Genomic DNA, 21,991 nt, shown 5'->3' on the forward strand with positions numbered 1-21,991 from the left:
GGACTGTAGCGGTATGACCGGCTCCGGCGCGCGGCCGGTCACCCAGGGGCCGGACTTCTCCCGGTCTCGCCGTTCTTGCCGGTCACGTGCGTGGTAGTGGCTTCCGCGCCGGGTTCCTCGCCAGGCCCCGAGCCGTGCCCCGAGGCATGCCCCGAGCCGTTCCCGGCGGGGTCCCGCGGCGCACCGTCCGCCGCCGCGTCGCCCTCCGACTCGTACAGCTCGCACTCCGGATTACGGCACGGCTGCACGACCCACTCCGGCACCCAGGCCCCGAGGACCTTGTGCCGTTCGGCCACCACCTGACGCGGCTCCCCGCAGGCCGGGCACGGATGCTCGGCGCGGGGGTCCCGTGTGGTGTGCGGCGTCTCGCCCACCATGCTTCCAGCCTAGGACGGGCCGGGCGTCACCGCTTCCTGGCGTACCAGCGCACGACGACGCCATTGCCGAAGGTGCGCACGTCCTCCAGCCTTGAGCTCGCGGACCCGGAGATGGGCCTACGGGCTGGGCATCCCGGCCTCCAGGCCGAGGCGGTACGAGCCCATCCAGGTACGTGAGCATGGACGCGGCGCCGCCGCCTCCCTTCGAAGAGATCAGCGACTGCGACGCGTCACGAACTCCGCGAGCGCAAGCAGGTCCCCCGCCGCGGACAGGTCCGGGACCGCCCTGGAGAGTTGCTCGACCGCGCGGGCCATCCGCTCGGCCGCCTGGCTCTGTGCCCAGTCCCGGCCGCCGGCCCGCTCGACCGCGTCCGCCGCCGCCCGCACCGCCGCGGCGTCGAGCACCGGGCAGGCGTAGATCTCGGCCAGCTCCGCGCCCGCCGGGGTCCCCGAGGTGAGCGCGGCCACCACCGGCAGCGACTTCTTGTGGGCGACGAGATCGGCGCCGGCCGGCTTGCCGGTGCGTCCCGGGTCGCCCCAGATCCCGATCAGGTCGTCGATCAGCTGGAACGCCAGGCCCGCCTCCCGGCCGAACGCGTCGAGCGCCGCGACCGCCTCCTCGTCCGCCCCCGCGTACAGCGCGCCCAGTGCGCAGGAACAGCCGAGCAGCGCGCCGGTCTTGGCGGTGGCCATCGCCACCACCTCGTCCAGGGACACCTCCCGGGGGTCGCGCTGCTCGAAGGCGCAGTCCGCCTGCTGGCCCGCGCACAGCTCGATGACACAGGCGGCGAGCCGGGCCGCGGCCGGGACGGCGGCCGGGTGCGGATCCTCGGCGAGCAGCCTCAGCGCGAGCGCGTTCATGGCGTCGCCGGCGAGCAGCGCGTCCGGGATGCCGAACACCTTCCAGGCGGTGGGGCGGTGACGGCGGGTCGGGTCCTCGTCGACGATGTCGTCGTGGAGCAGGGTGAAGTTGTGCGCCAGCTCCACCGCGGCGGCGGCCTTGACCGCCGGGGCCGGGTCCGCGCCGAGCGCGCGGGTGGCGGCGAGCACCAGGGCCGGCCGGATGGCCTTGCCGCTCCGGCCGTCCTCGGTCGGGGAGCCGTCGGCCTCCTCCCAGCCGAAGTGATAGGCGGCGATGCGCCGTATGGAGCCCGGCAGGGACTGGACGGTCGTCCGGAGCTGCGGGTCGACGACGCTGCGCGTCCGGTCCAGAAGCAGCGCGGCGCTGCGTCCCCCGGTCGCCCCGGTCTCGGCGTCCGCGCTGGTCGTGGTCATCTTCTCGGTCACTTTCCTCACGGCATGCCATGGCATGGCCTGGTGGATGGCGTGCACCGGGGGCGGCGACCCGTCGGCCCGGCCCCCGTCCCCGGTACGTCTGTGGCGGCGCCCGCGTCGGCGACGGCGCCGCGGCATCAGTGGCGGCGGCCTACCTCGACGTTCTCCAGGACGCCCAGTGCGTCGGGCACGAGCACCGCCGCCGAGTAGTAGGCGGTGACCAGGTAGGAGGTGATCGCCTGGTCGTCGATGCCCATGAAGCGACAGGACAGGCCCGGCTCGACCTCGTCCGGGAGGTCGGTCCGGTGCAGGCCGATGACGCCCTGGTCGGACTCGCCCGTGCGCATGCAGATGATCGAGCTGGTACGGGCGTCGGTGACCGGGATCTTGTCGCACGGGTAGAGCGGGACCCCGCGCCAGGTCATGATCCGCGTGCCGTCGAGGTCGACCGTGTCCGGCACCAGACCGCGCCGGTCGAGCTCGCGCCCGAAGGCGGCGATGGCCTGCGGGTGGGCCAGGAACAGCTTGGAGCCGCGCCGCCGGGACAGCAGCTCGTCCAGGTCGTCGGGGCCCGGCGCGCCGTCCTGCGGCTGGATCCGCTCCCCGTGGTCGCAGTTGGCGAGGAGGCCGAACTCCCGGTGGTTGACCAGCTCGTGTTCCTGGCGCTCGCGCAGCGCCTCGACCGTCAGCCGCAGCTGGTGTTCGGTCTGGTCCATCGGGTGGTTGTAGAGGTCGGCCACGCGGGTGTGGACCTTGAGCACGGTCTGGGCGACGCTCAGCTCGTACTCGCGCGGGGAGAGTTCGTAGTCCACGAAGGCGTGCGGGACGACCGGTTCGCCGACGTGGCCGGCGGAGAGGTCGATGGCAGCCTCCCCGTGCCGGTTGGTGCGATGTGGCGGCAGGACCGCGAACTCGGCGAGGTGTCCGGCGAGCGCGCCGGCCCGCTCGGCGAGGGCGAGCACATCGGCCCGGGTCAGCTCCAGGACCGTGCAGGCGGTGGTGGCGCGGGCGGTCCACGCCCACGAGGCGTCGGCGGCGGCCAGCGCGTCCTCGCCGAAGTAGGCGCCGTCGGCGAGCACGCCGAGCACGGTCTCGTCGCCGTAGGGGCCCTCGCCGAGCCGCTCGACCCGGCCGTGCGCGAGCAGGTGGACCCGGTCGGTGCTCGCGCCGCGGGCGGCGATGACCTCGCCCGCCGCGTACTCCCGCTGGACGCAGCGGGCGGCCAGCCCGGCGAGGACGTCCGGCTCGTCGAAGCCGCGCAGGGCGGGGAGTTCGCCCAGCTCGGCGGGGACCACCGCGACCCGCCCGCCGGTCTGCACGAAGGTGACCCGGCCGTCGCCCACGGCGTAGCTGAGCCGCCGGTTCACCCGGTAGGCACCGCCCCGGACGTCCACCCACGGGAGCGCGCGCAGCAGCCACCGGGAGGTGATCTCCTGCATCTGCGGGGCGGACTTGGTGGTGCCCGCGAGGTTCCGCGCGGCGGCGGTGCCGAGACTCTGCTGCTCGGGCGCCCCGCCCTCGCGCACCTCGCCGTCAACCGAACCAACGGACATGGAACTCCCTCTCGATGCGACAGGCCTGCGAGGGGAAGCCTTCCAGCACGCAGCGTGTCCGCGCCATTACACAAAAGAGTGGGTGTCGGCCGCCCCGGGGCTGGGCATGGCGCACGATTCCCCGCCCCGGAATTCGTCCGGATCGGCTCGCACACGAACCGAACGGATGGCAGCGGAGCGGAGGACTCCGGTACCCCGGTAGGGCAGGCGGAACCGGAAGAACCGGAACCCCCGTCCCGAAAGGAGCCGGTCATGGCCACACCCATGTCCGCGAGCCGTTTCCTCGACGCGCTGCGCGACGAAGGTCTGACGGTCGTCGAGGTCGGCGACTGGCGCACCCACAACCGCAACCACAAGGGCCCCTGGGGCCCCGTGCACGGGGTGATGATCCACCACACCGTCACCCGGGGCACCGGCAACACCGTCCGCATCTGCCGGGACGGCTACGAGTCCCTGCCCGGCCCGCTCTGCCACGGTGTGATCGCCAAGGACGGCACGGTCCACCTGGTCGGCTACGGCCGGGCCAACCACGCCGGTCTCGGCGACGACGAGGTGCTGCGGGCGGTCATCGCCGAGAAGCGCCTGCCGCCGGACGACGAGGCCACCACCGACGGCAACCGGCACTTCTACGGCTTCGAGTGCGAGAACCTGGGCAACGGCACCGACCCGTGGCCCAAGGTCCAGCTGGAGGCCATCGCCAAGGCCGCGGCCGCGGTGTGCCGGGTCCACGGCTGGACCCAGCGCTCGGTCATCGGCCACCTGGAGTGGCAGCCCGGCAAGGTCGACCCGCGCGGCTTCACCATGGCGTCGATGCGCGAGCGGATCGCCGACCGGCTGCGCTGACCCGTGCCCCGCGCGCCGTGCCCCGTGACCCGTGCCCCGCGCGCCGTGACCCGTGCGCCGTGCCCCCGCGCCCAGGCCGCCGCGGGGCGGCGAGAATGGCCGGGTGAACGCGCCCGATCTCTCCCGTCTGCGGCCCCGGCTCCCCTCGCCCCTGGAGCCGGTGGCGGACGAGCGCTTCGCCCGGCACGGGCTCACGCTGCTGCTGAAGCGTGACGACCTGATCCACCCCGACCTGCCCGGCAACAAGTGGCGCAAGCTCGCGCTCAACCTGCGCGAGGCGGCCGGCCGGCCGGTGCTGACCTTCGGGGGCGCCTACTCCAACCACCTGCGGGCCGCGGCCGCCGCCGGCCGGCTGCTGGGCTTCCCCACCGTCGGTGTCGTACGCGGCGACGAGCTGGCCGGCCGGCCGCTGAACCCCTCGCTGGCGCGCTGCGCGGCGGACGGCATGCGCCTGGTGTTCGTGGACCGCGCCACGTACCGCACGAAGCACGAACCGGACACCCTGGCCCGGATCCTCACCCTGGCCGAGGCGCCCGAGGGGACGTACGTGGTACCGGAGGGCGGCAGCAACGCGCTCGCCGTCCACGGGTGCGTGGAGCTGGGCCGCGAGCTGGCCGGCCGCGCCGACGTGGCCGTGGTGGCCTGCGGCACGGGCGGCACCCTGGCCGGCCTGGCGGCCGGCTTCGGGGGCCGGACCCTCGGCGTCCCGGTCCTCAAGGGCGGCTTCCTCGGCGCGGAGGTCCGCGCCCTCCAGGAGACGGCCTTCGGCGGCCCACGCGGGGACTGGTCCCTCGACGAGCGCTTCCACGGCGGGGGCTACGCGCGCGTGCCTCCCGCCCTGGCGGCGTTCGCACAGGATTTCGAGGCGCGGCACCGGGCGCGGCACGGACTCGCCATCGAGCGGCTGTATGTCGCCAAAATGCTCTACGGACTGGTGACCCTGGCGGCGGAGGGCGCCTTCGCACCCGGAACCAGGATCGCCGCCGTGATCACCGGGTCCCCCGACGGCACCGCCTGACCCACTGAGGGGCGCGGGCCTACGGGAGGCGGCCCTGGTCGGTCTCCCGGTAGGCCGCGGCCTCCTCCAGGTCGAGCCGGCGCAGCAGGGTGCGCATCATCTCGTCGTCGATGCGGCGGGCGTCGCGCAGCCGCACGAAGACCTCGCGCTCGGCGTCGATCATCTCGCGTGCGAGGCGCCGGTAGGTGTCGTCGGCGGTCTCGCCGGTGAGCTCGTTGACGGTGCCGAGCCGCTCCCAGACGGCGTTGCGGCGGCGCTCCATGACCGTGCGCAGCCGGTCGGCGAGCGGCCCCGGCAGGGCGTTGCGCTCGTCGGCGAGGAGTTCGTCGAGCCGGGCCTCGGCGGCCTGCGAGGCCTCGCTCTGGGCCTGGGCCTCGGCGAGGGTGTCCTGGACACGGTCGCGGCCGGGCAGTCTCAGGGCGCGGATGAGCGGCGGCAGGGTGAGGCCCTGGACGACGAGGGTGCCGATCACGGTGGTGAAGGTGAGGAAGAGAACCAGGTTGCGGGCGGGGAAGGGGACACCGTCGGTGGCGATCGGGATGGAGAAGGCGATGGCGAGGGAGACCACGCCCCGCATCCCGGCCCAGCCGACGATCACCGGCGCCTTCCAGTCCACCCCGGGCTCGCGGGAGCGGACCTTCGGGGACAGCCAGCGGGGCAGGAAGGTCGCGGGGAAGACCCAGACGAAGCGCACGACCACCACGAAGACGAAGACCCCGATCGCGTACCAGGCGGCCTCCCCGATCCCGTAGGGGCCGAGGCCCTGCACGACGAAGGGCAGCTGGAGGCCGATCAGCGCGAACACGGCGGACTCCAGGACGAAGGCGACCATCTTCCAGACCGCCTCCTCCTGGAGGCGGGTGGCGAAGTCGACCTTCCAGTTCTTGTGCCCGAGGAAGAGGCCGACCACGACGACGGCGAGCACTCCGGAGGCGTGCACCTGCTCGGCGGCGGCGTAGGCGATGAACGGGATGAGCAGGGAGAGGGTGTTCTGCAGCAGGGCCTCGCGCAGATGGGTGCGCAGCCAGTGGATGGGGACCATGAGGACCAGGCCGACGCCGATGCCGCCGACGGCGGCGAGCGCGAACTCCCACAGACCGCCGGCCCAGCTGACGCCCTCCCCCACGGCGGCGGCCAGCGCGACCTTGTAGGCGGTGATCGCGGTGGCGTCGTTCACCAGGGACTCGCCCTGCAGGATGGTGGTGATCCGGCCCGGCAGGCCGAGCTTGCGGGCGATGGCGGTGGCGGCGACCGCGTCCGGCGGGGCCACGACGGCGCCGAGGACGAGGGCGGCGGTCAGCGGCAGGTCGGGCACCAGGGCGTAGGCGAGCCAGCCGACCGCGACGGTCGCGAAGAGCACGTAGCCGACGGAGAGCAGTGCGACCGGCCGGATGTTCGCGCGCAGGTCGAGGTACGAGGAGTCGACGGCGGCGGTGTAGAGCAGCGGCGGCAGGACCAGCGGCAGCACGATGTGCGGGTCGAGGGTGTAGTCGGGCACTCCGGGCAGGTAGGCGGCGACGAGGCCGACGGCGACCAGGAGCAGCGGGGCCGGGACCGGGGTCCGGCGGGCGAGGCCCGCCACCGCGGTGCTCGCCGCGACCAGCGCCACCAGTTGCAGTGCGTCCATGCCGGTCCCTGTCTCGTACCCGTCCGTCACTCCCGCCACAACGTAACCTGGCCATCATGAGCGAGTGCCCGCACGTTGCCGAAGTGCCGCGCCCCGAACCGGCGCCGCTGAACGACACCTGTCCGGAGTGCCTGGCGGACGGCACGCACCCCGTCCAGCTGCGGCTCTGCCTGAGCTGCGGGCACGTGGGCTGCTGCGACTCGTCGGCGGGACGGCACGCGACGGCGCACTTCCACACCTCGGGGCACCCGGTGATGCGGACCTTCGAGCCGAACGAACGCTGGCGCTGGTGCTTCGTCGACGGTTCGATCGTCTGACGGCTGGGTACGTCACCCCTCCGCGGGTTCTCCGCGGCCGCCGGTGCGTACGGCGGGTCCTTCCGGACCGGGTCCCCGCGGGGGCGGTCCTCCCGGGCCCCCGGCGACACGGCGGGACGGATCGCGATAGCGTCTCGGCGGACTGCAGAACCGACTGCGTACCGCCAGGTCCGGGGCTTTCCGCCCCGGATCCCGAAAGAGCTTGTGCCACCTTGGAGGTGAGGGTGTCCCAGATCGCAGGCGAGCCCGGGACCCAGGACTTCGTGGAAGTCCGGCTGCCCGCTGCGGGTGCCTACCTGTCCGTGCTGCGTACGGCCACGGCCGGTCTCGCGGCGCGCTTGGACTTCACCCTCGACGAGATCGAGGACCTGCGGATCGCGGTCGACGAGGCATGCGCGATCCTGCTCCAGCAGGCGGTTCCGGGCTCGGTGCTGAGCTGTGTGTTCCGTCTGATCGACGACTCGCTCGACGTCACGGTGTCGGCCCCGACCACGGACGGCAGGGCGCCGGAGCGGGACACCTTCGCGTGGACGGTGCTCTCCGCGCTCGCCGGGAAGGTGGAGTCGTCGGTCGCCGAGGACCGGACGGTCTCCATCAGCCTGTACAAACAGCGCGGCGCGGGGCCAGGCCCGGCGTGAGGAGCGGGGACGCGACGGCCGGCATCCCTGAACAGCAGCGGGCCCGGCCGCAGGGGGCGGCCGGTGTCGAGGTCGAGGTCGAGGTCGCTACGGAGCAGGCGGACCAGATGAGCGAGCACGAGCAGCACGAAGAGGCCCCGGGAGCGGGCGCGCCTCGGGAGGCCCACGACCGGGTCCCCGACGGGGCGCCCGGCCACGTCCCCGATCCGCCCCCCGGTCCGGCCCCCGAAGCGGCTTCCGGCCCGGCTTCCGGCCCGGCCCCGGAAGCCGCCTCCGAACCGCACGACCGTAGCGGTGCGCGGGCGCTCTTCGTCGAACTGCGCGGCCTTCCGGAGGGTTCGCCGGAGAAGGCGGCGCTGCGCGACCGGCTGGTGCGGATGCACCTGCCGCTGGTGGAGCACCTGGCCCGGCGCTTCCGCAACCGGGGCGAGCCGCTGGACGACCTGACGCAGGTGGCGACGATCGGCCTGATCAAGTCGGTGGACCGGTTCGACCCGGACCGCGGGGTGGAGTTCTCCACGTACGCGACGCCGACGGTGGTGGGCGAGATCAAGCGCCACTTCCGTGACAAGGGATGGGCGGTACGGGTCCCCCGCCGCCTGCAGGAGCTGCGGCTCTCCCTGACCACGGCGACGGCCGAGCTGTCCCAGCAGCACGGGCGCTCGCCGACGGTGCACGAGCTGGCGGAGCGGCTCGGGATCTCCGAGGAGGAGGTCCTGGAGGGTCTGGAGTCGGCGAACGCCTACTCGACGCTCTCGCTCGACGTCCCGGACACGGACGACGAGTCGCCGGCGGTGGCGGACACCCTGGGCGCGGAGGACGAGGCCCTGGAGGGCGTCGAGTACCGGGAGTCGCTCAAGCCGCTCCTGGAGGACCTGCCGCCGCGCGAGAAGCGGATCCTGCTGCTTCGCTTCTTCGGGAACATGACCCAGTCGCAGATCGCGCAGGAGGTCGGCATCTCGCAGATGCACGTCTCGCGACTGCTCGCGCGGACGCTGGCGCAGCTGCGGGACAAGCTCCTCGTGGAGGAGTGAGCGGAACACCGGTGTCATGACGGAGGGGCCGGGGGTGATCCCCCGGCCCCTCCGTCATGCGCGAGCCGTGCGTTACGAGGCGTCCTGGCCCGGGCGCCGGATGCCGAGCGCCGCGGTGGTGGACGGGCTCACCAGGAGGACGAGGCCGGTCACGGCGAGGACCGCGAGGGCGATGCCGGCCGGGATCATCACGCTGTCGGCCTGGAGGAGCTGCCAGGCGACGGGCAGCGCCAGGATCTGGGTGATCACGGAGGGGCCGCGGCTCCAGGAGCGGCGCAGCCACAGACCGCGGGCGGCGACCAGCGGGATGAGGCCGAGGGCGACCAGGGTGACCGCGCCCATGAGGGCCGAGGTGAGGTCGCCGGGCCGGTCGCCGAGGCTGCGGACCAGGATGACGAGGCCGCCGGCCACGAGGGCCAGGCCCTCGACCGCGGCCACCACCGCGGCGGCGGTGAGCCGCCCGGGCCGGGAGACCGGCTCCGTCGGCTGCTCGGAACTGCTCGTGTCGGCGCTGCTCGCCCTGCTCGCACTGCTCATGCAAGGCAGGGTAGCCGGGGCCGGTACGGGGCGGGGCGCCCAGGCGCGGCCGGACAGGCCCTAGGGGGCGGATCCGGGTCCGGTCGGGGAGGCCGGGACTGGGCCCGGTACCGCCGGGTAGGTACGCTGGCGGTCATGCGCGCGCTTCTCGTGGTCAATCCGGCAGCAACCACCACCAGTGCGCGCACACGGGACGTGCTGATCCACGCGCTCGCCAGCGAGATGAAGCTGGAGGCGGTGACGACCGAGTACCGGGGCCATGCCCGTGACCTTGGTCGCAGGGCCGCCGACTCGGACGACATCGACCTCGTCGTGGCGCTCGGCGGCGACGGCACGGTCAACGAGGTGGTCAACGGGCTGCTGCACGCGGGGCCGGATCCGGACCGGCTGCCGGGGCTCGCGGTGGTGCCGGGCGGCTCGACCAACGTGTTCGCGCGGGCGCTCGGTCTGCCGAACGACGCGGTGGAGGCGACCGGTGCGCTGCTCGACGCGCTGCGCGAGCGGCGGGCGCGGACGGTCGGTCTCGGACTGGCGTCCGGGACCGCGGGCACGGACGACGAGGCGGTTCCCGAACGCTGGTTCACGTTCTGTGCGGGTTTCGGTTTCGACGCGAGCGTGATCGGCCGGGTCGAACAGCAGCGCGAGCGCGGCAAGCGTTCGACCCACGCGCTCTATCTGCGCCAGGTGGTGCGCCAGTTCCTGGGCGAGCAGAACCGGCGGCACGGCACGATCACCCTGGAGCGGCCCGGCGAGGATCCCGTGAAGGATCTCGTGCTCTCCATAATCTGCAACACCTCCCCCTGGACCTACCTGGGGAATCGTCCGGTGTACGCGTCGCCGGAGGCCTCCTTCGAGACGGCCCTGGACGTGCTCGGACTGAGCCGTCTGTCGGCTCCTTCGGTGGCCCGGTACGCCACTCAGCTGCTCACTTCGACCCCCGAGCGGGGGCCCCGCGGCAAGCATGCGGTGACCCTGCACGATCTGACCGACTTCACCTTGCATTCGAAGGTGCCACTGCCGCTCCAGATGGACGGCGACCACCTGGGGCTGCGTACGAGCGTGACGTTCACAGGCGTACGCCGTGCACTGCGTGTGATTGTGTGACCAGAAGGACCGAAAGTCCTTCCACTCGAACGTTTAGGCTGCCCTCCACCCCCTAGAAGTACGGCTGTGACGGAGCCGACACCGAGGAATCAAAAAAAACTTTCCAGAAGGGGTTGTATCCGTTGCTGGGGTTTGGGAGTCTCTTCTTGGCGATCGGGACGGCCCGCAAGACCGGCCTCCACTGAGAGCCAGAACCCCACCCCAGTGACAAGGACCACGCCAGTTCACCTGGCAGTCGGCCCTTCCCCTGCGGGGGGATTCGTGAAAGCGTTCACATTCACAAGCAACTTGCACGTAACACCTGAGAGAGGTAGCAGCCATGGACTGGCGTCACAACGCCGTTTGTCGTGAGGAAGACCCCGAGCTGTTCTTCCCCATCGGCAACACCGGTCCTGCGCTGCTGCAGATCGAGGAAGCCAAGGCCGTCTGCCGCCGCTGCCCCGTCATGGAGCAGTGCCTGCAGTGGGCGCTCGAGTCCGGCCAGGACTCCGGCGTCTGGGGTGGCCTCAGCGAGGACGAGCGTCGTGCGATGAAGCGCCGCGCCGCCCGCAACCGGGCGCGCAACGCCAGCGCCTGAGCCACCTGCACAGTCTGAGGCAAGCGGCGCGTACGTCGTGTACGCAATCACCGCCCCCGAGCCGCAGCGCGCGCAGTAACCCACAGCATTCGAGCCCCGGACCGATTCACTTCGGTCCGGGGCTCGCTGCTCTTCACCGCACTCACCGCACGGGTCTCACGCACCCACCGCACGGGAACTGCCCTCTCCCGGAAGGCAGTTCGCCGCATAAGAATTCCCGTCGGCGTATTACTTCTGCGGCTGTACGGGAATGTCGAGCACGACCCGCGTACCGCGTTCCGCGCCGGGCTGCATGTCGAAAGTGCCGCCGAGTTCGCCCTCGACCAGGGTCCGTACGATCTGCAGGCCGAGGTTGCCGGCCCGCTGCGGGTCGAATCCCTCGGGCAGACCGCGGCCGTCGTCCTTGACCGTGATCAGCAGCCGGGCGTCGGCGCGCGGTTCGCCGCGGACGGCGGTGACCTCGACGGTGCCCTGCTCGCCGGGCGCGAAGGCGTGCTCCAGGGCGTTCTGCAGGACCTCGGTGAGCACCATGGAGAGCGGGGTGGCGACCTCGGCGTCGAGGATGCCGAAGCGTCCGTTGCGCCGGCAGGTGACCTTGCCGGGGGAGATCTCGGCGACCATCGCGATCACCCGGTCGGCGATCTCGTCGAACTCGACCCGCTCGTCCAGGTTCTGGGACAGCGTCTCGTGGACGATGGCGATCGAGCCGACCCGTCGCACGGCCTCGTTGAGCGCCTCGCGACCCCGGTCGGAGTCCATCCGGCGGGCCTGGAGGCGCAGCAGCGCGGCCACCGTCTGGAGGTTGTTCTTCACCCGGTGGTGGATCTCCCGGATGGTGGCGTCCTTGGTGATCAACTCGCGCTCGCGGCGACGCAGTTCGGTGACGTCGCGGAGCAGGACGAGGGAGCCGATGCGGGCGCCCTTGGGCTTGAGCGGGATCGCCCGCAGCTGGATCACCCCGCCGCTGCCCTCGATCTCGAACTCGCGCGGGGCGTAGCCGGAGGCCATCTTGACCAGCGCCTCGTCCACCGGCCCACGGGAGGGGGCGAGTTCCGCGGTGACCTGGCCGAGTTCCTGGCCGACCAGGTCGGCGGCGAGGCCGAGCCGGTGGTAGGCGGAGAGCGCGTTGGGCGAGGCGTACTGGACGACGCCGTCGGCGTCGAGCCGCATCAGGCCGTCGCCGGCCCGGGGCGAGGAGTCCATGTCGACCTGCTCCCCGGGGAAGGGGAAGGAGCCGGCCGCGATCATCTGGGCCAGGTCGGAGGCGGACTGGAGGTAGGTGAGCTCCAGCCGGGACGGGGTCCGCACGGTGAGCAGATTGGTGTTGCGGGCGATGACGCCGAGGACCCTGCCCTCGCGCCGCACGGGGATGGACTCGACCCGTACGGGGACCTCCTCGCGCCACTCGGGGTCGCCCTCGCGGACGATCCGGCCCTCGTCGAGGGCGGCGTCGAGCAGCGGGCGGCGGCCGCGCGGGACCAGGTGGCCGACCATGTCGTCCTGGTAGGAGGTGGGCCCGGTGTTGGGGCGCATCTGGGCGACGGAGACATAGCGGGTGCCGTCGAGGGTCGGGACCCACAGGACCAGGTCGGCGAAGGAGAGGTCGGAGAGCAGCTGCCACTCCGAGACCAGCAGGTGGAGCCAGTCGAGGTCGGACTCGCTGAGTGCGGTGTGCTGGCGGACGAGGTCGTTCATGGAGGGCACGTGTGCGAGCGTACCCGTGGAATTACCGGGCGGTGAACCTGGAGTTCCCGGCGTCCGTGTTGGAGGATGGGCCCGGAACGACCAGGCTCGCATGGATGGACAGACAAGAATGGTCTAGTCCACAATCATTTCATAGAGCCTCCGTCCTCCCCGCACAGGAGGACGGACGAGGTACCCGGCGCTCTCTGCCCTGACTGCGCCGAGACCTCCCACAACGGCCGAGGGAACCGCACACCCCCGGCCGGGCAGCTCCGGGCTGCGGTGCCGGACGGGTTGAGGGTCCCGTCCCGGTGCCGCGGCCCGCGGGCATTTCCGGGCCCCTTTCCGACCCGCCCCCCTTCAGCGGCCCTTCCGGGTGGCCGCCGGGACAGCCGCGTTCGACCATGGGAGCAGCCTCGCCCGGCGCCCCGTCCGGCAGCCGGAACGGCATGGGCCGAGGGCCCGCGCTCTGCTAGATTTGAGCCTAGATTGGTCTATACCACCGGCTCCTTTCCAGCCCCTCACCAGATCGGCAGGCACAGCGTGGAAGTTGTCATCGTCAAGGACGCCACGGCGGGCGGCGAGCTCATCGCGGACGGCATCGCCGACCTCCTGCGCCGCAAGCCCGACGCGCTGCTCGGCGTGGCCACCGGATCGACCCCGCTGCCCATCTACGACGCCCTGACCGCCAAGGTCGCGGCGGGCTCCGTGGACGTCTCCCGGGCTCGGATCGCCCAGCTGGACGAGTACGTGGGCCTGCCCACCGGGCACCCCGAGTCGTACCGGGCGACGGTGCTGCGCCAGGTCGTCGAGCCGCTCGGGCTCTCCCCCGACGCCTTCATGGGCCCCGACGGCTCGGCCGAGGACGTCCAGGCGGCCTGCGAGGCGTACGACCAGGCGCTCGTCGACGCCGGCGGCGTCGACCTGCAGATCCTCGGCATCGGCACGGACGGGCACATCGGCTTCAACGAGCCGTGCTCCTCGCTCGCCTCCCGCACCCGGATCAAGACGCTCACCGAGCAGACCCGGATCGACAACGCACGCTTCTTCGACAACGACATCGAGCAGGTGCCGCACCACGTCATCACCCAGGGCATCGGCACCATCCTGGAGGCCCGCCACCTGGTGCTGCTCGCCACCGGCGAGGGCAAGGCCGAGGCCGTGGCGCAGACCGTCGAGGGCCCGGTGGCGGCGCTGGTGCCGGCCTCCGCGCTCCAGCTGCACCCGCACGCGACGGTGGTCGTGGACGAGGCCGCCGCCTCCAAGCTGAAGCTCGCGGACTACTTCCGCCACACCTACGCGAACAAGCCCTCCTGGCAGGGCATCTAGATCCACCCCACGCGGTCGTACGCGGAGGGGCCCGGCACCTGGATCAGGTGCCGGGCCCCTTCGCGTACCCCTAGAACTCCCGGGACTCAGGCTCCCGCGATGACCTCGGCCGCCGCGCGGCCGCAGACGCGGGCGGCGCCGTGGGTGGCGATGTGGAGGGCGCCGCGCGGGGACGACTCGTTCAGACCCATCTCCACCACCACGGTGTCGGGGCGGGCCGCGAGCAGGGCGTCCAGGGTGCCGGCCATCCACGGGTGCCGGTGGGCGTCGCGGACGACGGCGACCACGCGCCGCTCCCCGGCGGCGGCGAGCACGGCGTCGGCCGAGGCCTCCGCTCCGTACGAGCCGGTCGTGGTGCCCGGCAGCAGGCGCTCCAGCTCGGCGGCGATGCCCCAGGGCGTCTCGTCGCCGACGGCGAAGTTCGCGACCGGGGTGAGGGAGGCCACGTAGGGCGCGGCGGTGAGCGGCTGGAAGGGCCGCTCCCCCGGTGTCACCTTCAGGGCCCGGCGGGCCGCGACGAGTCCGACCTCGGTGCCGGGCGCGGTCCCCTCCTGTGACGCCGCGCCCGGCCCCGATGCAGCCCCCCTGGCCCGGTGCGCCTGGGTCCAGGCCGCCAGGGCGCGTACGCGCGCCGCGGCGTCGGCCAGCCGCTCCTCGGGCAGTTCACCGGTCCGTACCGCATCGACCAGCGCGTCGCGCAGCCGCAGTACGGTGTCCTCGTCGGCCAGCCCGCCGCCGACGCAGATGGCGTCGGCGCCCGCGGCGATCGCGAGGACGGATCCACGCTCGATGCCGTACGTCGACGCGATGGCCTGCATCTCCATCCCGTCGGTGACGATCAGCCCCTCGAAGCCCAGCTCCCGGCGCAGCAGTCCGGTGAGGATCTGCGGGCTCAGGGTGGCCGGCCGGTCGGGGTCGAGCGCGGACAGCAGGATATGCGCGCTCATGACGGCTTTGGTACCCGCGGCGACGGCCGCGCGGAAAGGTACCAGCTCACGGGCGTGCAGTGTCGCGAGATTCACATCGATCCGGGGCAGCGCGTGGTGCGAGTCCACGTTGGTGTCGCCGTGTCCCGGGAAGTGCTTGGTGCAGGCGGCGACGCCCACGGCCTGGAGGCCGTCGACGTAGGCCACGGTGTGCCGGGCGACCAGGTCGGGGTCGGCGCCGAAGGAGCGCACCCCGATGACCGGGTTGTCGGCGTTGGAGTTGACGTCGGCGGACGGCGCCCAGTTGAGGTCGATCCCGCACTCGGCGAGCCGGCGGCCGAGCTCGCGGGCCACGGCCCGGGTGAGCTCGACGTCGTCGACGCTGCCGAGGGCGTAGTTGCCGGGGAAGGAGGAGCCCTCGCGCACCTCCAGGCGGGTGACGTCGCCGCCCTCCTCGTCGATGGCGACCAGGACGTCCTCGCGCTCGGCGCGCAGCCGGGCGGTGAGGGCGGCCAGCTGGTCGGGGGCGACGACGTTGCGGCCGAAGAGGCCCACCGAGGACAGTCCCTCGCCGATCCGGCGGAGCAGCCAGTCGGGGGCGGTGGTGCCGACGAAGCCCGGCTGGAGGACGGTGAGCGCGTCCCGGGTCAGGGTGTCCGAGCCGGTTGCGAACGTGGTCATGGGGCGCCGTTATCCCTTCACCGCGCCGGCCGTCAGGCCCGCGGCCATCTTGCGCTGGACGAGGAGGAAGAGGACCACGATGGGGACGGCCATCATGGTCGAGCCGGCCATCATCGGGGCGTACTCGGTGCCGTTCTTGGTGATGAAGTTGGACAGCCAGACGGTGGCCGTCTGGTTCTGCTGGCTCATCAGCATCAGCGCGTACAGGTACTCGTTCCACGCCTGGATGAAGCCGTAGACGGAGGTGGCGACCATCCCCGGGGCGAGCAGCGGGAAGACGACCCGGAGGAAGGCCCCGGTCGGGGTGCAGCCGTCGACCTGCGCCGCCTCCTCCAGCTCCTTGGGGATGTTGACGATGAAGCCGCGCAGCGTCCACACCGTGAACGGCAGGATGAAGGTCAGGTAGGTGATGATCAGGCCGCTGAGCTTGTCGTACTGCCCGAGGTCGTTGAGCAGCAGGAAGACCGGGATGATCATCGCGACGAGCGGGACCATCTGGACCGCGAGGATGCCGACGATGACGATCTTGCGGCCGCGGAAGGCGAACCGGGAGATGGCGAGGGCGGCGAGCAGTCCGACCGCGATGCCGATGACGACGACGACGGCCGACACGACGAGGCTGCGGGTGACCGGGCCCCAGAAGTCCGCGATGTCCAGGGCACGCTTGAAGTTCTCAAGGGTGAACGTGGTCGGGAAGAAGTGCGGGTTCGGGTCGATCGCGTCCTTGGCCGGCTTGAAGGCCGTGTTGAGCATCCAGTAGACGGGGAAGCCGGCGGTGACGAAGACGAGCAGGCCGAGCAGGTTCCAGCCGAGCTTGGACTTGCGGGGCTTGCGCGGGCGATGGGGCGCGGGGCCATGGGTGGCGGCGGGAGCCTTCGTGACGCTCACTCCACATCTCCGATCTTGAGCATCTGGCGCATGTACACCGCGACCACGCCGAGCAGCAGCAGGACCGTGACGAGCGCGATGGCCGAGCCGGTGCCGTAGTCGTTGACGACGAACGCCCGGTCGAAGGAGTACGTGGTCAGCAGCTGGAACTCCGCCTCGGGGTGGCCGTTGCGCATCACGTAGACCTGCGGGAAGACACCCATGTCCCAGATCACCGAGAGCGTCGTCAGCATGACGATGATCGGCTTGAGGATGGGCAGGGTGACGTAGCGGAACACGCCCCAGGCGCCGGCGCCGTCGAGGCGCGCGGCCTCTTCGAGCTCCTTGGGCACCTGGGTGAGGCCCGCGGTGAGGGTGATCACGACGAAGGGCACGGCGCCCCACACCACCAGGAGCATGATCACGGCCAGGCCCTCGGGGCCGCTGGCGAACCAGTTGTGACCGATCATGTCGACGCCGGGAAGGCGGCTGAGCAGCCAGTTGAGGACGCCGTAGTCGGCGTCGAAGACCCACTTGAAGATGGCGGTGGCGACGATGATGGGCATGCCCCAGCTCGCCACGAGCACGATGTTGATCAGCAGCTTGACCCAGCCCGAGACCCGCTGGAGGAGCAGGGCGATCAGCATGCCGAGCACCATGGTGACGATCACGGCGCCGGCCGCGAAGATCACCGTCCGCAGGACGACGGACCAGAACTCGCCGTCGCCGAGGATCTTGGCGAAGTTGTCGAAGCCGGCCGACTCCGCTTCCTGGAAGCCCCACAGCTGCGGCTGGCCGAAGTGCTGGAACGAGAGGGTGACCAGGCGGACCAGCGGATAGCCCAGCACCAGGAGCAGCACGAGCAGGCATGGCGCGAGCAGCAGCCAGGGGATCCCGGCCCCGCTCCTGGGCTTCCCGCCGCGTCGGGCGGGCGTACCGGCCGTGGAGCCGGATGGTGGCGATTGCCGCGCCGGCGGCACCTTCGCGGTGGTTGTGTCTGCGGCACTCATCCCGTGCTCCTCAGCGATCCCTCTCGTGGTACGGGCGGCAGGGCCCCGTCACGCGACGACGGGGCCCTGCACGTCAGGTCACTTGGTGTTGATGACCTTGTCGATCGCGGCGTCGGCGTCCTTGGCCGCCTGCTCGACCGACTTCTTGCCGTTGGCGATGTCGATGAGCATCGTCTTGAGGGTCTGGGCCTTCTCGACCTGGCCCCAGCCGGGGGCGGTCGGGACGAACCAGCTGGACTCGGCCGCGGTCGCCGGGACGGCGGTGGCCGGGTCGTTCTTCAGCGGGGCGAGGTCCGCCTTGTTGTTCGGCAGGTTGCCCTTGGCCATGAGGCCCTTCTGGCCCTCGGCGCCGGTGAAGGCGTTGATCCACTCGGCCGCGACGGCCTGCGCCTTGGACTTGACCGGGACGGCCAGGTCCGAACCGCCGAGGAACACCGGGAGGTTCTTGCCGGACGGGCCGGGCATGACGAAGTTCTCGAGCTTGTCCTTCAGCCCGCCGACCTTGTCGCTCTTCGGGTCGGCGGCGGTGGCGCCCTCCCAGGCGGCGGCGAAGATCGTCGCCGACTTGCCCTGGCCGTAGACGACGGGACGGTCGGCCTCGTCCTTCGTCTTGTCGCCGTGCATGTACTTGTCGAGGATGTTCTTGTACTCGGTGAGGCCCTTGATGGACTCCGGCGAGGACAGGTTCGCCTTCCAGGTCTCGCCGTCCTGCTTGGCGATGGAGCCGCCCTGCTCGTAGACGAAGGACATCGCGGCGTACCAGTCCGGCGACGGCTGGTACCAGGCGCTGAACTTGTCGCCCTTCTTCTTCTGGATGGCGTCGAGCGCGGCGGTCAGCTCGGCCCAGGTCTTCGGGGCGGCCTTGACGCCCGCCTCGGCGGCGATGTCCTTGCGCCAGGTGCCGACGCGGCCACCGGCGTAGTAGGGGACGCCGTAGGTCTTGCCGTTGTAGGTGACCGAGTCCTTGAGGGCGTCCAGCCACTTGTCGGAGTTCTCGAACTTCGACGGGTCGACCTCGGCGAAGGCGCCCTTGGCCATGTAGCTGATCATCTCGGAGTTGCCCATCTCGACAACGTCCGGGGCCTTGTCGGTCGCGAGCACCGCGTCGAGCTTGGTGTTCTTGTCCGGCCAGCCGTAGTACTCGTGGTTGATCTTGATGCCCGGGTGCTTCTTGGCGACCGCGTCGTCGGCGGCCTTGACCAGCTCGGGCCAGTTGTTCTGGGCGTCGACCGTCAGCCAGACGGTGAGCTCCTTGGCGTCGCCGCCGGCCTTCGCCCCGCCCTTGTCGTCCGAGCCACCACACGCGGCAATGCCGACCATCATGCCCGCGACGCCGATCGCCGCGATGAGCTTGCGCTTCACGCCACCCTCCTCAGGGATGCCTGCTCCCCCTCCCACCGCGCGAAGACGCGAAGACTTACGTCGAGTCGTACCTCGAGTAATGCTGTGGGGCTGGGACCTGATCTTTAATGGTGTAGACCAGTACCCGGAGCTTGGCCTAGACCTTTAGGGGTGTCAAGGGTGTATAAGAAGGGCAGTCGGGTCCGTTACCGGACCGACACCTGAGGGAGGGCGACGACCCGTGACCGGTCCGTGCCACCATGTGAGCCGCGACAGACGGAGGAGCCGGTGACGGCAGCAGCACAGGAGTCGGAAAGGCGGGCCATGGCCACGGACGCGGGGAACACCGAGACAGACAGCGGGATCGCCACCCGTACCGCGCGCGTGCCCAAGTACTACCGGCTGAAGCGGCACCTGCTCGACATGACCGAGACCCAGGCGCCCGGTACGCCGGTGCCGCCGGAGCGGACCCTCGCCGCGGAGTTCGACACCTCGCGCACGACGGTCCGCCAGGCCCTGCAGGAGCTGGTCGTCGAGGGCCGCCTGGAGCGGATCCAGGGCAAGGGCACGTTCGTGGCCAAGCCCAAGGTCTCCCAGGCCCTCCAGCTCACCTCGTACACCGAGGACATGCGGGCCCAGGGCCTGGAGCCCACCTCGCAGCTGCTCGACATCGGCTACGTGACGGCCGACGACACCCTCGCCGGGCTGCTCGACATCTCCACCGGCGGACGGGTGCTGCGCATCGAGCGCCTGCGCCTCGCCAGCGGCGAGCCGATGGCCATCGAGACCACCCATCTGTCCGCCAAGCGCTTCCCCGCGCTGCGGCGTTCGCTGGTGAAGTACACCTCGCTCTACACCGCGCTCGCCGAGGTGTACGACGTGCACCTCGCCGAGGCCGAGGAGACCATCGAGACCTCGCTCGCCACCCCGCGCGAGGCCGGCCTGCTCGGCACGGACGTGGGCCTGCCGATGCTGATGCTCTCCCGCCACTCGCTGGACGCCCACGGCGATCCGGTCGAGTGGGTGCGCTCGGTCTACCGGGGCGACCGGTACAAGTTCGTCGCCCGCCTCCAGCGGCCGCTCGACTGACGACGGGCAAGGCTGGTTCGAGTCCGCCGACGGACGAGAACCAGCCATTCCGAGCCGCCGGGCGAACCGGTCGCTTCCGGGAAAGATCGGCCCGTGCGGGCTGCCAGATGGCTGGTTGTGAACCACCGCGGGAACACATCCGTGATACGGACAGGGGTTCCGAGAATGCGAACGGTCCCCTAGATTTCCTCGGCATTACAAGGTCATCGGCACGTGGGACGGGATCGCCATGTCACAAGAGACACAAGGGAAACAACCGGTCATCACTCCACTGAGAGTGGTGATCGCGCTCTGCCTCTTCGTACCGTTCGTCGCGATGCTGTGGGTGAGCTCCTACGCGAAGGTGGAACCCACCTTCATCGGCGTCCCGTTCTTCTACTGGTACCAGATGCTCTGGGTGCTGATCTCGACCCTGCTCACCATGGTCGCCTACAAGCTGTGGCAGCGTGACCAGCGCGCCCGCAAGGGGGGTGCGTCGCAGTGAAGGACGGCGTGAACGGCGTCGCGCTCGGCGTCTTCATCTTCTTCTTCCTGGCCGTCACGGTCATGGGCTTCCTGGCGGCCCGGTGGCGCCGGGCCGAGAACGAGCACAGCCTCGACGAATGGGGCCTGGGCGGCCGCTCGTTCGGCACCTGGATCACCTGGTTCCTGCTGGGCGGCGACCTCTACACCGCGTACACCTTCGTCGCCGTCCCGGCGGCGATCTACGCGGCAGGCGCGGCCGGCTTCTTCGCGGTGCCGTACACCATCCTGGTCTACCCGCTGATCTTCACCTTCCTGCCCCGCCTGTGGTCGGTGTCGCACAAGCACGGGTACGTGACCACCTCGGACTTCGTGCGCGGGCGCTTCGACTCCAAGGGCCTCTCGCTCGCGGTCGCGGTCACCGGCATCCTCGCCACCATGCCGTACATCGCGCTCCAACTGGTCGGCATCCAGGCCGTCCTGGACGTGATGGGCGTCGGCGGCGGCGAGAACACCAACTGGTTCGTCAAGGACCTGCCGCTGCTCATCGCCTTCGGCGTGCTCGCCGCGTACACCTACTCGTCCGGTCTGCGCGCGCCCGCGCTCATCGCGTTCGTCAAGGACACGCTCATCTACATCGTCATCGCGGTGGCGATCATCTACATCCCGATCAAGCTGGGCGGCTTCGACGAGATCTTCGGCAAGGCCGGCGAGGCCTTCGCCCAGGTCAACCCGGCCACCGGCAAGCCCAAGGGCGCGCTCGTGCCCGGCGAGGCGAGCCAGTGGACGTACGCGACCCTCGCGCTCGGCTCGGCGCTCGCGCTGTTCATGTACCCGCACTCGATCACGGCGACCCTGTCGTCGAAGAGCCGCGAGGTGATCCGCCGCAACACCACCATCCTGCCGCTGTACTCGCTGATGCTGGGCCTGCTCGCGCTGCTCGGCTTCATGGCGATCGCCGCCGGGGTGAAGGTGACCAACGGCCAGCTCGCCATCCCGCAGCTCTTCGAGAACATGTTCCCCGACTGGTTCGCGGGCGTGGCCTTCGCCGCCATCGGCATCGGCGCGCTCGTGCCGGCCGCGATCATGTCGATCGCCGCGGCCAACCTCTTCACCCGCAACATCTACAAGGACTTCATCAAGCGCGACGCGACCCCCGCGCAGGAGACCAAGGTCTCCAAGCTGGTCTCGCTCCTGGTGAAGGTCGGCGCGCTGATCTTCGTCCTCACCATGGACAAGACCGTCGCGATCAACTTCCAGCTGCTCGGCGGCATCTGGATCCTGCAGACCTTCCCGGCCCTGGTCGGCGGTCTGTTCACCCGCTGGATGCACCGCTGGGCACTGCTCGCCGGCTGGGCGGTCGGCATGATCTACGGCACGTTCGCCGCGTACGGCGTCGCGAGCCCGACCCAGAAGCACTTCGGCGGCTCCGCCGCGGAGATCCCGGGCATCGGCGAGATGGGCTACATCGCCCTCACCGCCTTCGTCCTCAACGTGCTCGTCACCGTGGTCCTCACCTTCGTCCTCAAGGCCGTCAAGGCCCCCGAGGGCGTCGACGAGACCTCCCCGGCGGACTACACCGCCGACGCGGGTGACGCGGGCGTCGCCACCGACCTGCCGAAGGTCGGCGCCGCCGGTCACTGACACCGCGCATGAGCCCGCGCCCGTCCCCGAAATCCCGGGGGCGGGCGCGGGTGCGTCAA

21 protein-coding genes are annotated in these 21,991 nt (G+C 71.2%); 11 read left to right on the forward strand and 10 right to left on the reverse strand.

Going from position 1 to position 21,991, the window contains the following annotated elements:
• Positions 1-38: 38 nt before the first annotated feature.
• The 3 genes from AB0M18_RS04870 to AB0M18_RS04880 all read right to left on the reverse strand — a co-directional run bounded on the left by AB0M18_RS04870 (position 39) and on the right by AB0M18_RS04880 (position 3,205).
• The gene (locus tag AB0M18_RS04870; protein WP_365755369.1) at positions 39-377 is read right to left on the reverse strand and encodes a hypothetical protein; all 339 of its coding nucleotides are present in this window, start codon (positions 375-377) and stop codon (positions 39-41) included.
• Between the two features lie 213 nt (positions 378-590).
• Complete coding sequence (locus AB0M18_RS04875) at positions 591-1,652, reverse strand: family 2 encapsulin nanocompartment cargo protein polyprenyl transferase (RefSeq protein ID WP_365755495.1); 1,062 nt, start codon at positions 1,650-1,652, stop codon at positions 591-593.
• Positions 1,653-1,789: 137 nt separating this feature from the next.
• Entirely contained in the window at positions 1,790-3,205 is a 1,416-nt protein-coding gene (locus tag AB0M18_RS04880; RefSeq protein WP_365755370.1) for a family 2B encapsulin nanocompartment shell protein, read from the reverse strand.
• A 252-nt stretch (positions 3,206-3,457) separates the two neighbouring features.
• Between AB0M18_RS04880 and AB0M18_RS04885 the strand changes: the two genes are divergently transcribed.
• On the forward strand, positions 3,458-4,048 hold the full coding sequence (locus tag AB0M18_RS04885; RefSeq protein ID WP_365755371.1) for an N-acetylmuramoyl-L-alanine amidase: 591 nt from the start codon (positions 3,458-3,460) through the stop codon (positions 4,046-4,048).
• A gap of 103 nt (positions 4,049-4,151) precedes the next feature.
• The gene (locus AB0M18_RS04890) at positions 4,152-5,066 is read left to right on the forward strand and encodes a pyridoxal-phosphate dependent enzyme (RefSeq protein WP_365755372.1); all 915 of its coding nucleotides are present in this window, start codon (positions 4,152-4,154) and stop codon (positions 5,064-5,066) included.
• A gap of 19 nt (positions 5,067-5,085) precedes the next feature.
• Here AB0M18_RS04890 and AB0M18_RS04895 read toward each other — a convergent pair whose 3' ends face one another.
• Complete coding sequence (locus AB0M18_RS04895; protein ID WP_365755373.1) at positions 5,086-6,693, reverse strand: Na+/H+ antiporter; 1,608 nt, start codon at positions 6,691-6,693, stop codon at positions 5,086-5,088.
• Positions 6,694-6,749: 56 nt separating this feature from the next.
• On the opposite strand from AB0M18_RS04895, the gene AB0M18_RS04900 reads away from it, so the two are divergent.
• The 3 genes from AB0M18_RS04900 to AB0M18_RS04910 all read left to right on the forward strand — a co-directional run bounded on the left by AB0M18_RS04900 (position 6,750) and on the right by AB0M18_RS04910 (position 8,682).
• Positions 6,750-7,010: a UBP-type zinc finger domain-containing protein gene (locus AB0M18_RS04900; RefSeq protein ID WP_365755374.1), complete on the forward strand. Its 261-nt coding sequence runs from the start codon at positions 6,750-6,752 to the stop codon at positions 7,008-7,010.
• A gap of 224 nt (positions 7,011-7,234) precedes the next feature.
• A complete protein-coding gene (locus tag AB0M18_RS04905) occupies positions 7,235-7,648 on the forward strand; it encodes an anti-sigma regulatory factor (RefSeq protein ID WP_123457481.1) in 414 nt (137 codons plus the stop codon).
• Positions 7,645-8,682 carry an RNA polymerase sigma factor SigF gene (locus AB0M18_RS04910; protein ID WP_365755375.1) on the forward strand — a complete coding sequence of 346 codons (1,038 nt, stop codon included), beginning with the start codon at positions 7,645-7,647 and terminating at the stop codon, positions 8,680-8,682. Before AB0M18_RS04905 ends, AB0M18_RS04910 begins: the two co-directional genes overlap by 4 nt.
• Before the next feature lie 72 nt (positions 8,683-8,754).
• Here the strand turns inward: AB0M18_RS04910 and AB0M18_RS04915 are convergent, their stop codons facing one another.
• On the reverse strand, positions 8,755-9,219 hold the full coding sequence (locus AB0M18_RS04915; RefSeq protein ID WP_365755376.1) for a hypothetical protein: 465 nt from the start codon (positions 9,217-9,219) through the stop codon (positions 8,755-8,757).
• 135 nt (positions 9,220-9,354) lie between these two features.
• On the opposite strand from AB0M18_RS04915, the gene AB0M18_RS04920 reads away from it, so the two are divergent.
• Both AB0M18_RS04920 and AB0M18_RS04925 read left to right on the forward strand, forming a co-directional pair.
• Positions 9,355-10,323, forward strand: coding sequence for a diacylglycerol kinase family protein (locus AB0M18_RS04920; protein ID WP_365755377.1), 969 nt, complete (start codon positions 9,355-9,357; stop codon positions 10,321-10,323).
• Between the two features lie 319 nt (positions 10,324-10,642).
• Positions 10,643-10,900, forward strand: a complete 258-nt coding sequence (locus AB0M18_RS04925; protein ID WP_003953983.1) for a WhiB family transcriptional regulator — start codon at positions 10,643-10,645, stop codon at positions 10,898-10,900.
• A 228-nt stretch (positions 10,901-11,128) separates the two neighbouring features.
• Here the strand turns inward: AB0M18_RS04925 and AB0M18_RS04930 are convergent, their stop codons facing one another.
• Positions 11,129-12,595 (reverse strand): histidine kinase N-terminal domain-containing protein, encoded by a 1,467-nt coding sequence (locus AB0M18_RS04930; protein ID WP_365755496.1) that lies wholly within the window; start codon positions 12,593-12,595, stop codon positions 11,129-11,131.
• Positions 12,596-13,126: 531 nt separating this feature from the next.
• Between AB0M18_RS04930 and nagB the strand changes: the two genes are divergently transcribed.
• On the forward strand, positions 13,127-13,912 hold the full coding sequence (nagB, locus tag AB0M18_RS04935; protein ID WP_365755378.1) for a glucosamine-6-phosphate deaminase: 786 nt from the start codon (positions 13,127-13,129) through the stop codon (positions 13,910-13,912).
• 86 nt (positions 13,913-13,998) lie between these two features.
• On the opposite strand, the gene AB0M18_RS04940 is transcribed toward nagB, so the two are convergent.
• From AB0M18_RS04940 to AB0M18_RS04955, 4 genes are all read right to left on the reverse strand, one after another.
• On the reverse strand, positions 13,999-15,519 hold the full coding sequence (locus tag AB0M18_RS04940; RefSeq protein ID WP_365755379.1) for a glycoside hydrolase family 3 N-terminal domain-containing protein: 1,521 nt from the start codon (positions 15,517-15,519) through the stop codon (positions 13,999-14,001).
• Between the two features lie 9 nt (positions 15,520-15,528).
• Positions 15,529-16,407, reverse strand: coding sequence for a carbohydrate ABC transporter permease (locus tag AB0M18_RS04945; RefSeq protein ID WP_365755380.1), 879 nt, complete (start codon positions 16,405-16,407; stop codon positions 15,529-15,531).
• Entirely contained in the window at positions 16,404-17,396 is a 993-nt protein-coding gene (locus AB0M18_RS04950) for a sugar ABC transporter permease (RefSeq protein WP_365755381.1), read from the reverse strand. The genes AB0M18_RS04945 and AB0M18_RS04950 overlap by 4 nt, the downstream gene beginning before the upstream one ends.
• Positions 17,397-17,474: 78 nt before the next feature.
• Positions 17,475-18,758 carry an extracellular solute-binding protein gene (locus AB0M18_RS04955; protein WP_365755382.1) on the reverse strand — a complete coding sequence of 428 codons (1,284 nt, stop codon included), beginning with the start codon at positions 18,756-18,758 and terminating at the stop codon, positions 17,475-17,477.
• Between the two features lie 303 nt (positions 18,759-19,061).
• Between AB0M18_RS04955 and AB0M18_RS04960 the strand changes: the two genes are divergently transcribed.
• The 3 genes from AB0M18_RS04960 to mctP all read left to right on the forward strand — a co-directional run bounded on the left by AB0M18_RS04960 (position 19,062) and on the right by mctP (position 21,932).
• On the forward strand, positions 19,062-19,826 hold the full coding sequence (locus AB0M18_RS04960) for a GntR family transcriptional regulator (RefSeq protein ID WP_365755383.1): 765 nt from the start codon (positions 19,062-19,064) through the stop codon (positions 19,824-19,826).
• Positions 19,827-20,055: 229 nt separating this feature from the next.
• On the forward strand, positions 20,056-20,310 hold the full coding sequence (locus AB0M18_RS04965; RefSeq protein ID WP_365755384.1) for a DUF3311 domain-containing protein: 255 nt from the start codon (positions 20,056-20,058) through the stop codon (positions 20,308-20,310).
• Positions 20,307-21,932 carry a monocarboxylate uptake permease MctP gene (gene mctP, locus AB0M18_RS04970; RefSeq protein WP_365755385.1) on the forward strand — a complete coding sequence of 542 codons (1,626 nt, stop codon included), beginning with the start codon at positions 20,307-20,309 and terminating at the stop codon, positions 21,930-21,932. Before AB0M18_RS04965 ends, mctP begins: the two co-directional genes overlap by 4 nt.
• Positions 21,933-21,991: the final 59 nt, after the last annotated feature.

Source organism: Streptomyces sp. NPDC051909, assembly GCF_040681095.1.
Lineage (GTDB): Bacteria > Actinomycetota > Actinomycetes > Streptomycetales > Streptomycetaceae > Streptomyces.

Excerpts from the sequence above, each read along its gene's own strand:
- AB0M18_RS04870 (WP_365755369.1), bottom strand. The coding sequence starts at position 377 with ATGGTGGGCGAGACGCCGCACACCACACGGGACCCCCGCGCCGAGCAT.
- AB0M18_RS04875 (WP_365755495.1), bottom strand. The coding sequence starts at position 1,652 with ATGACCACGACCAGCGCGGACGCCGAGACCGGGGCGACCGGGGGACGC.
- AB0M18_RS04880 (WP_365755370.1), bottom strand. The coding sequence starts at position 3,205 with ATGTCCGTTGGTTCGGTTGACGGCGAGGTGCGCGAGGGCGGGGCGCCC.
- AB0M18_RS04885 (WP_365755371.1), top strand. The coding sequence starts at position 3,458 with ATGGCCACACCCATGTCCGCGAGCCGTTTCCTCGACGCGCTGCGCGAC.
- AB0M18_RS04895 (WP_365755373.1), bottom strand. The coding sequence starts at position 6,693 with ATGGACGCACTGCAACTGGTGGCGCTGGTCGCGGCGAGCACCGCGGTG.
- AB0M18_RS04900 (WP_365755374.1), top strand. The coding sequence starts at position 6,750 with ATGAGCGAGTGCCCGCACGTTGCCGAAGTGCCGCGCCCCGAACCGGCG.
- AB0M18_RS04915 (WP_365755376.1), bottom strand. The coding sequence starts at position 9,219 with ATGAGCAGTGCGAGCAGGGCGAGCAGCGCCGACACGAGCAGTTCCGAG.
- AB0M18_RS04920 (WP_365755377.1), top strand. The coding sequence starts at position 9,355 with ATGCGCGCGCTTCTCGTGGTCAATCCGGCAGCAACCACCACCAGTGCG.
- AB0M18_RS04925 (WP_003953983.1), top strand. The coding sequence starts at position 10,643 with ATGGACTGGCGTCACAACGCCGTTTGTCGTGAGGAAGACCCCGAGCTG.
- AB0M18_RS04930 (WP_365755496.1), bottom strand. The coding sequence starts at position 12,595 with ATGAACGACCTCGTCCGCCAGCACACCGCACTCAGCGAGTCCGACCTC.
- AB0M18_RS04940 (WP_365755379.1), bottom strand. The coding sequence starts at position 15,519 with ATGACCACGTTCGCAACCGGCTCGGACACCCTGACCCGGGACGCGCTC.
- AB0M18_RS04950 (WP_365755381.1), bottom strand. The coding sequence starts at position 17,396 with ATGAGTGCCGCAGACACAACCACCGCGAAGGTGCCGCCGGCGCGGCAA.
- AB0M18_RS04960 (WP_365755383.1), top strand. The coding sequence starts at position 19,062 with ATGGCCACGGACGCGGGGAACACCGAGACAGACAGCGGGATCGCCACC.
- AB0M18_RS04965 (WP_365755384.1), top strand. The coding sequence starts at position 20,056 with ATGTCACAAGAGACACAAGGGAAACAACCGGTCATCACTCCACTGAGA.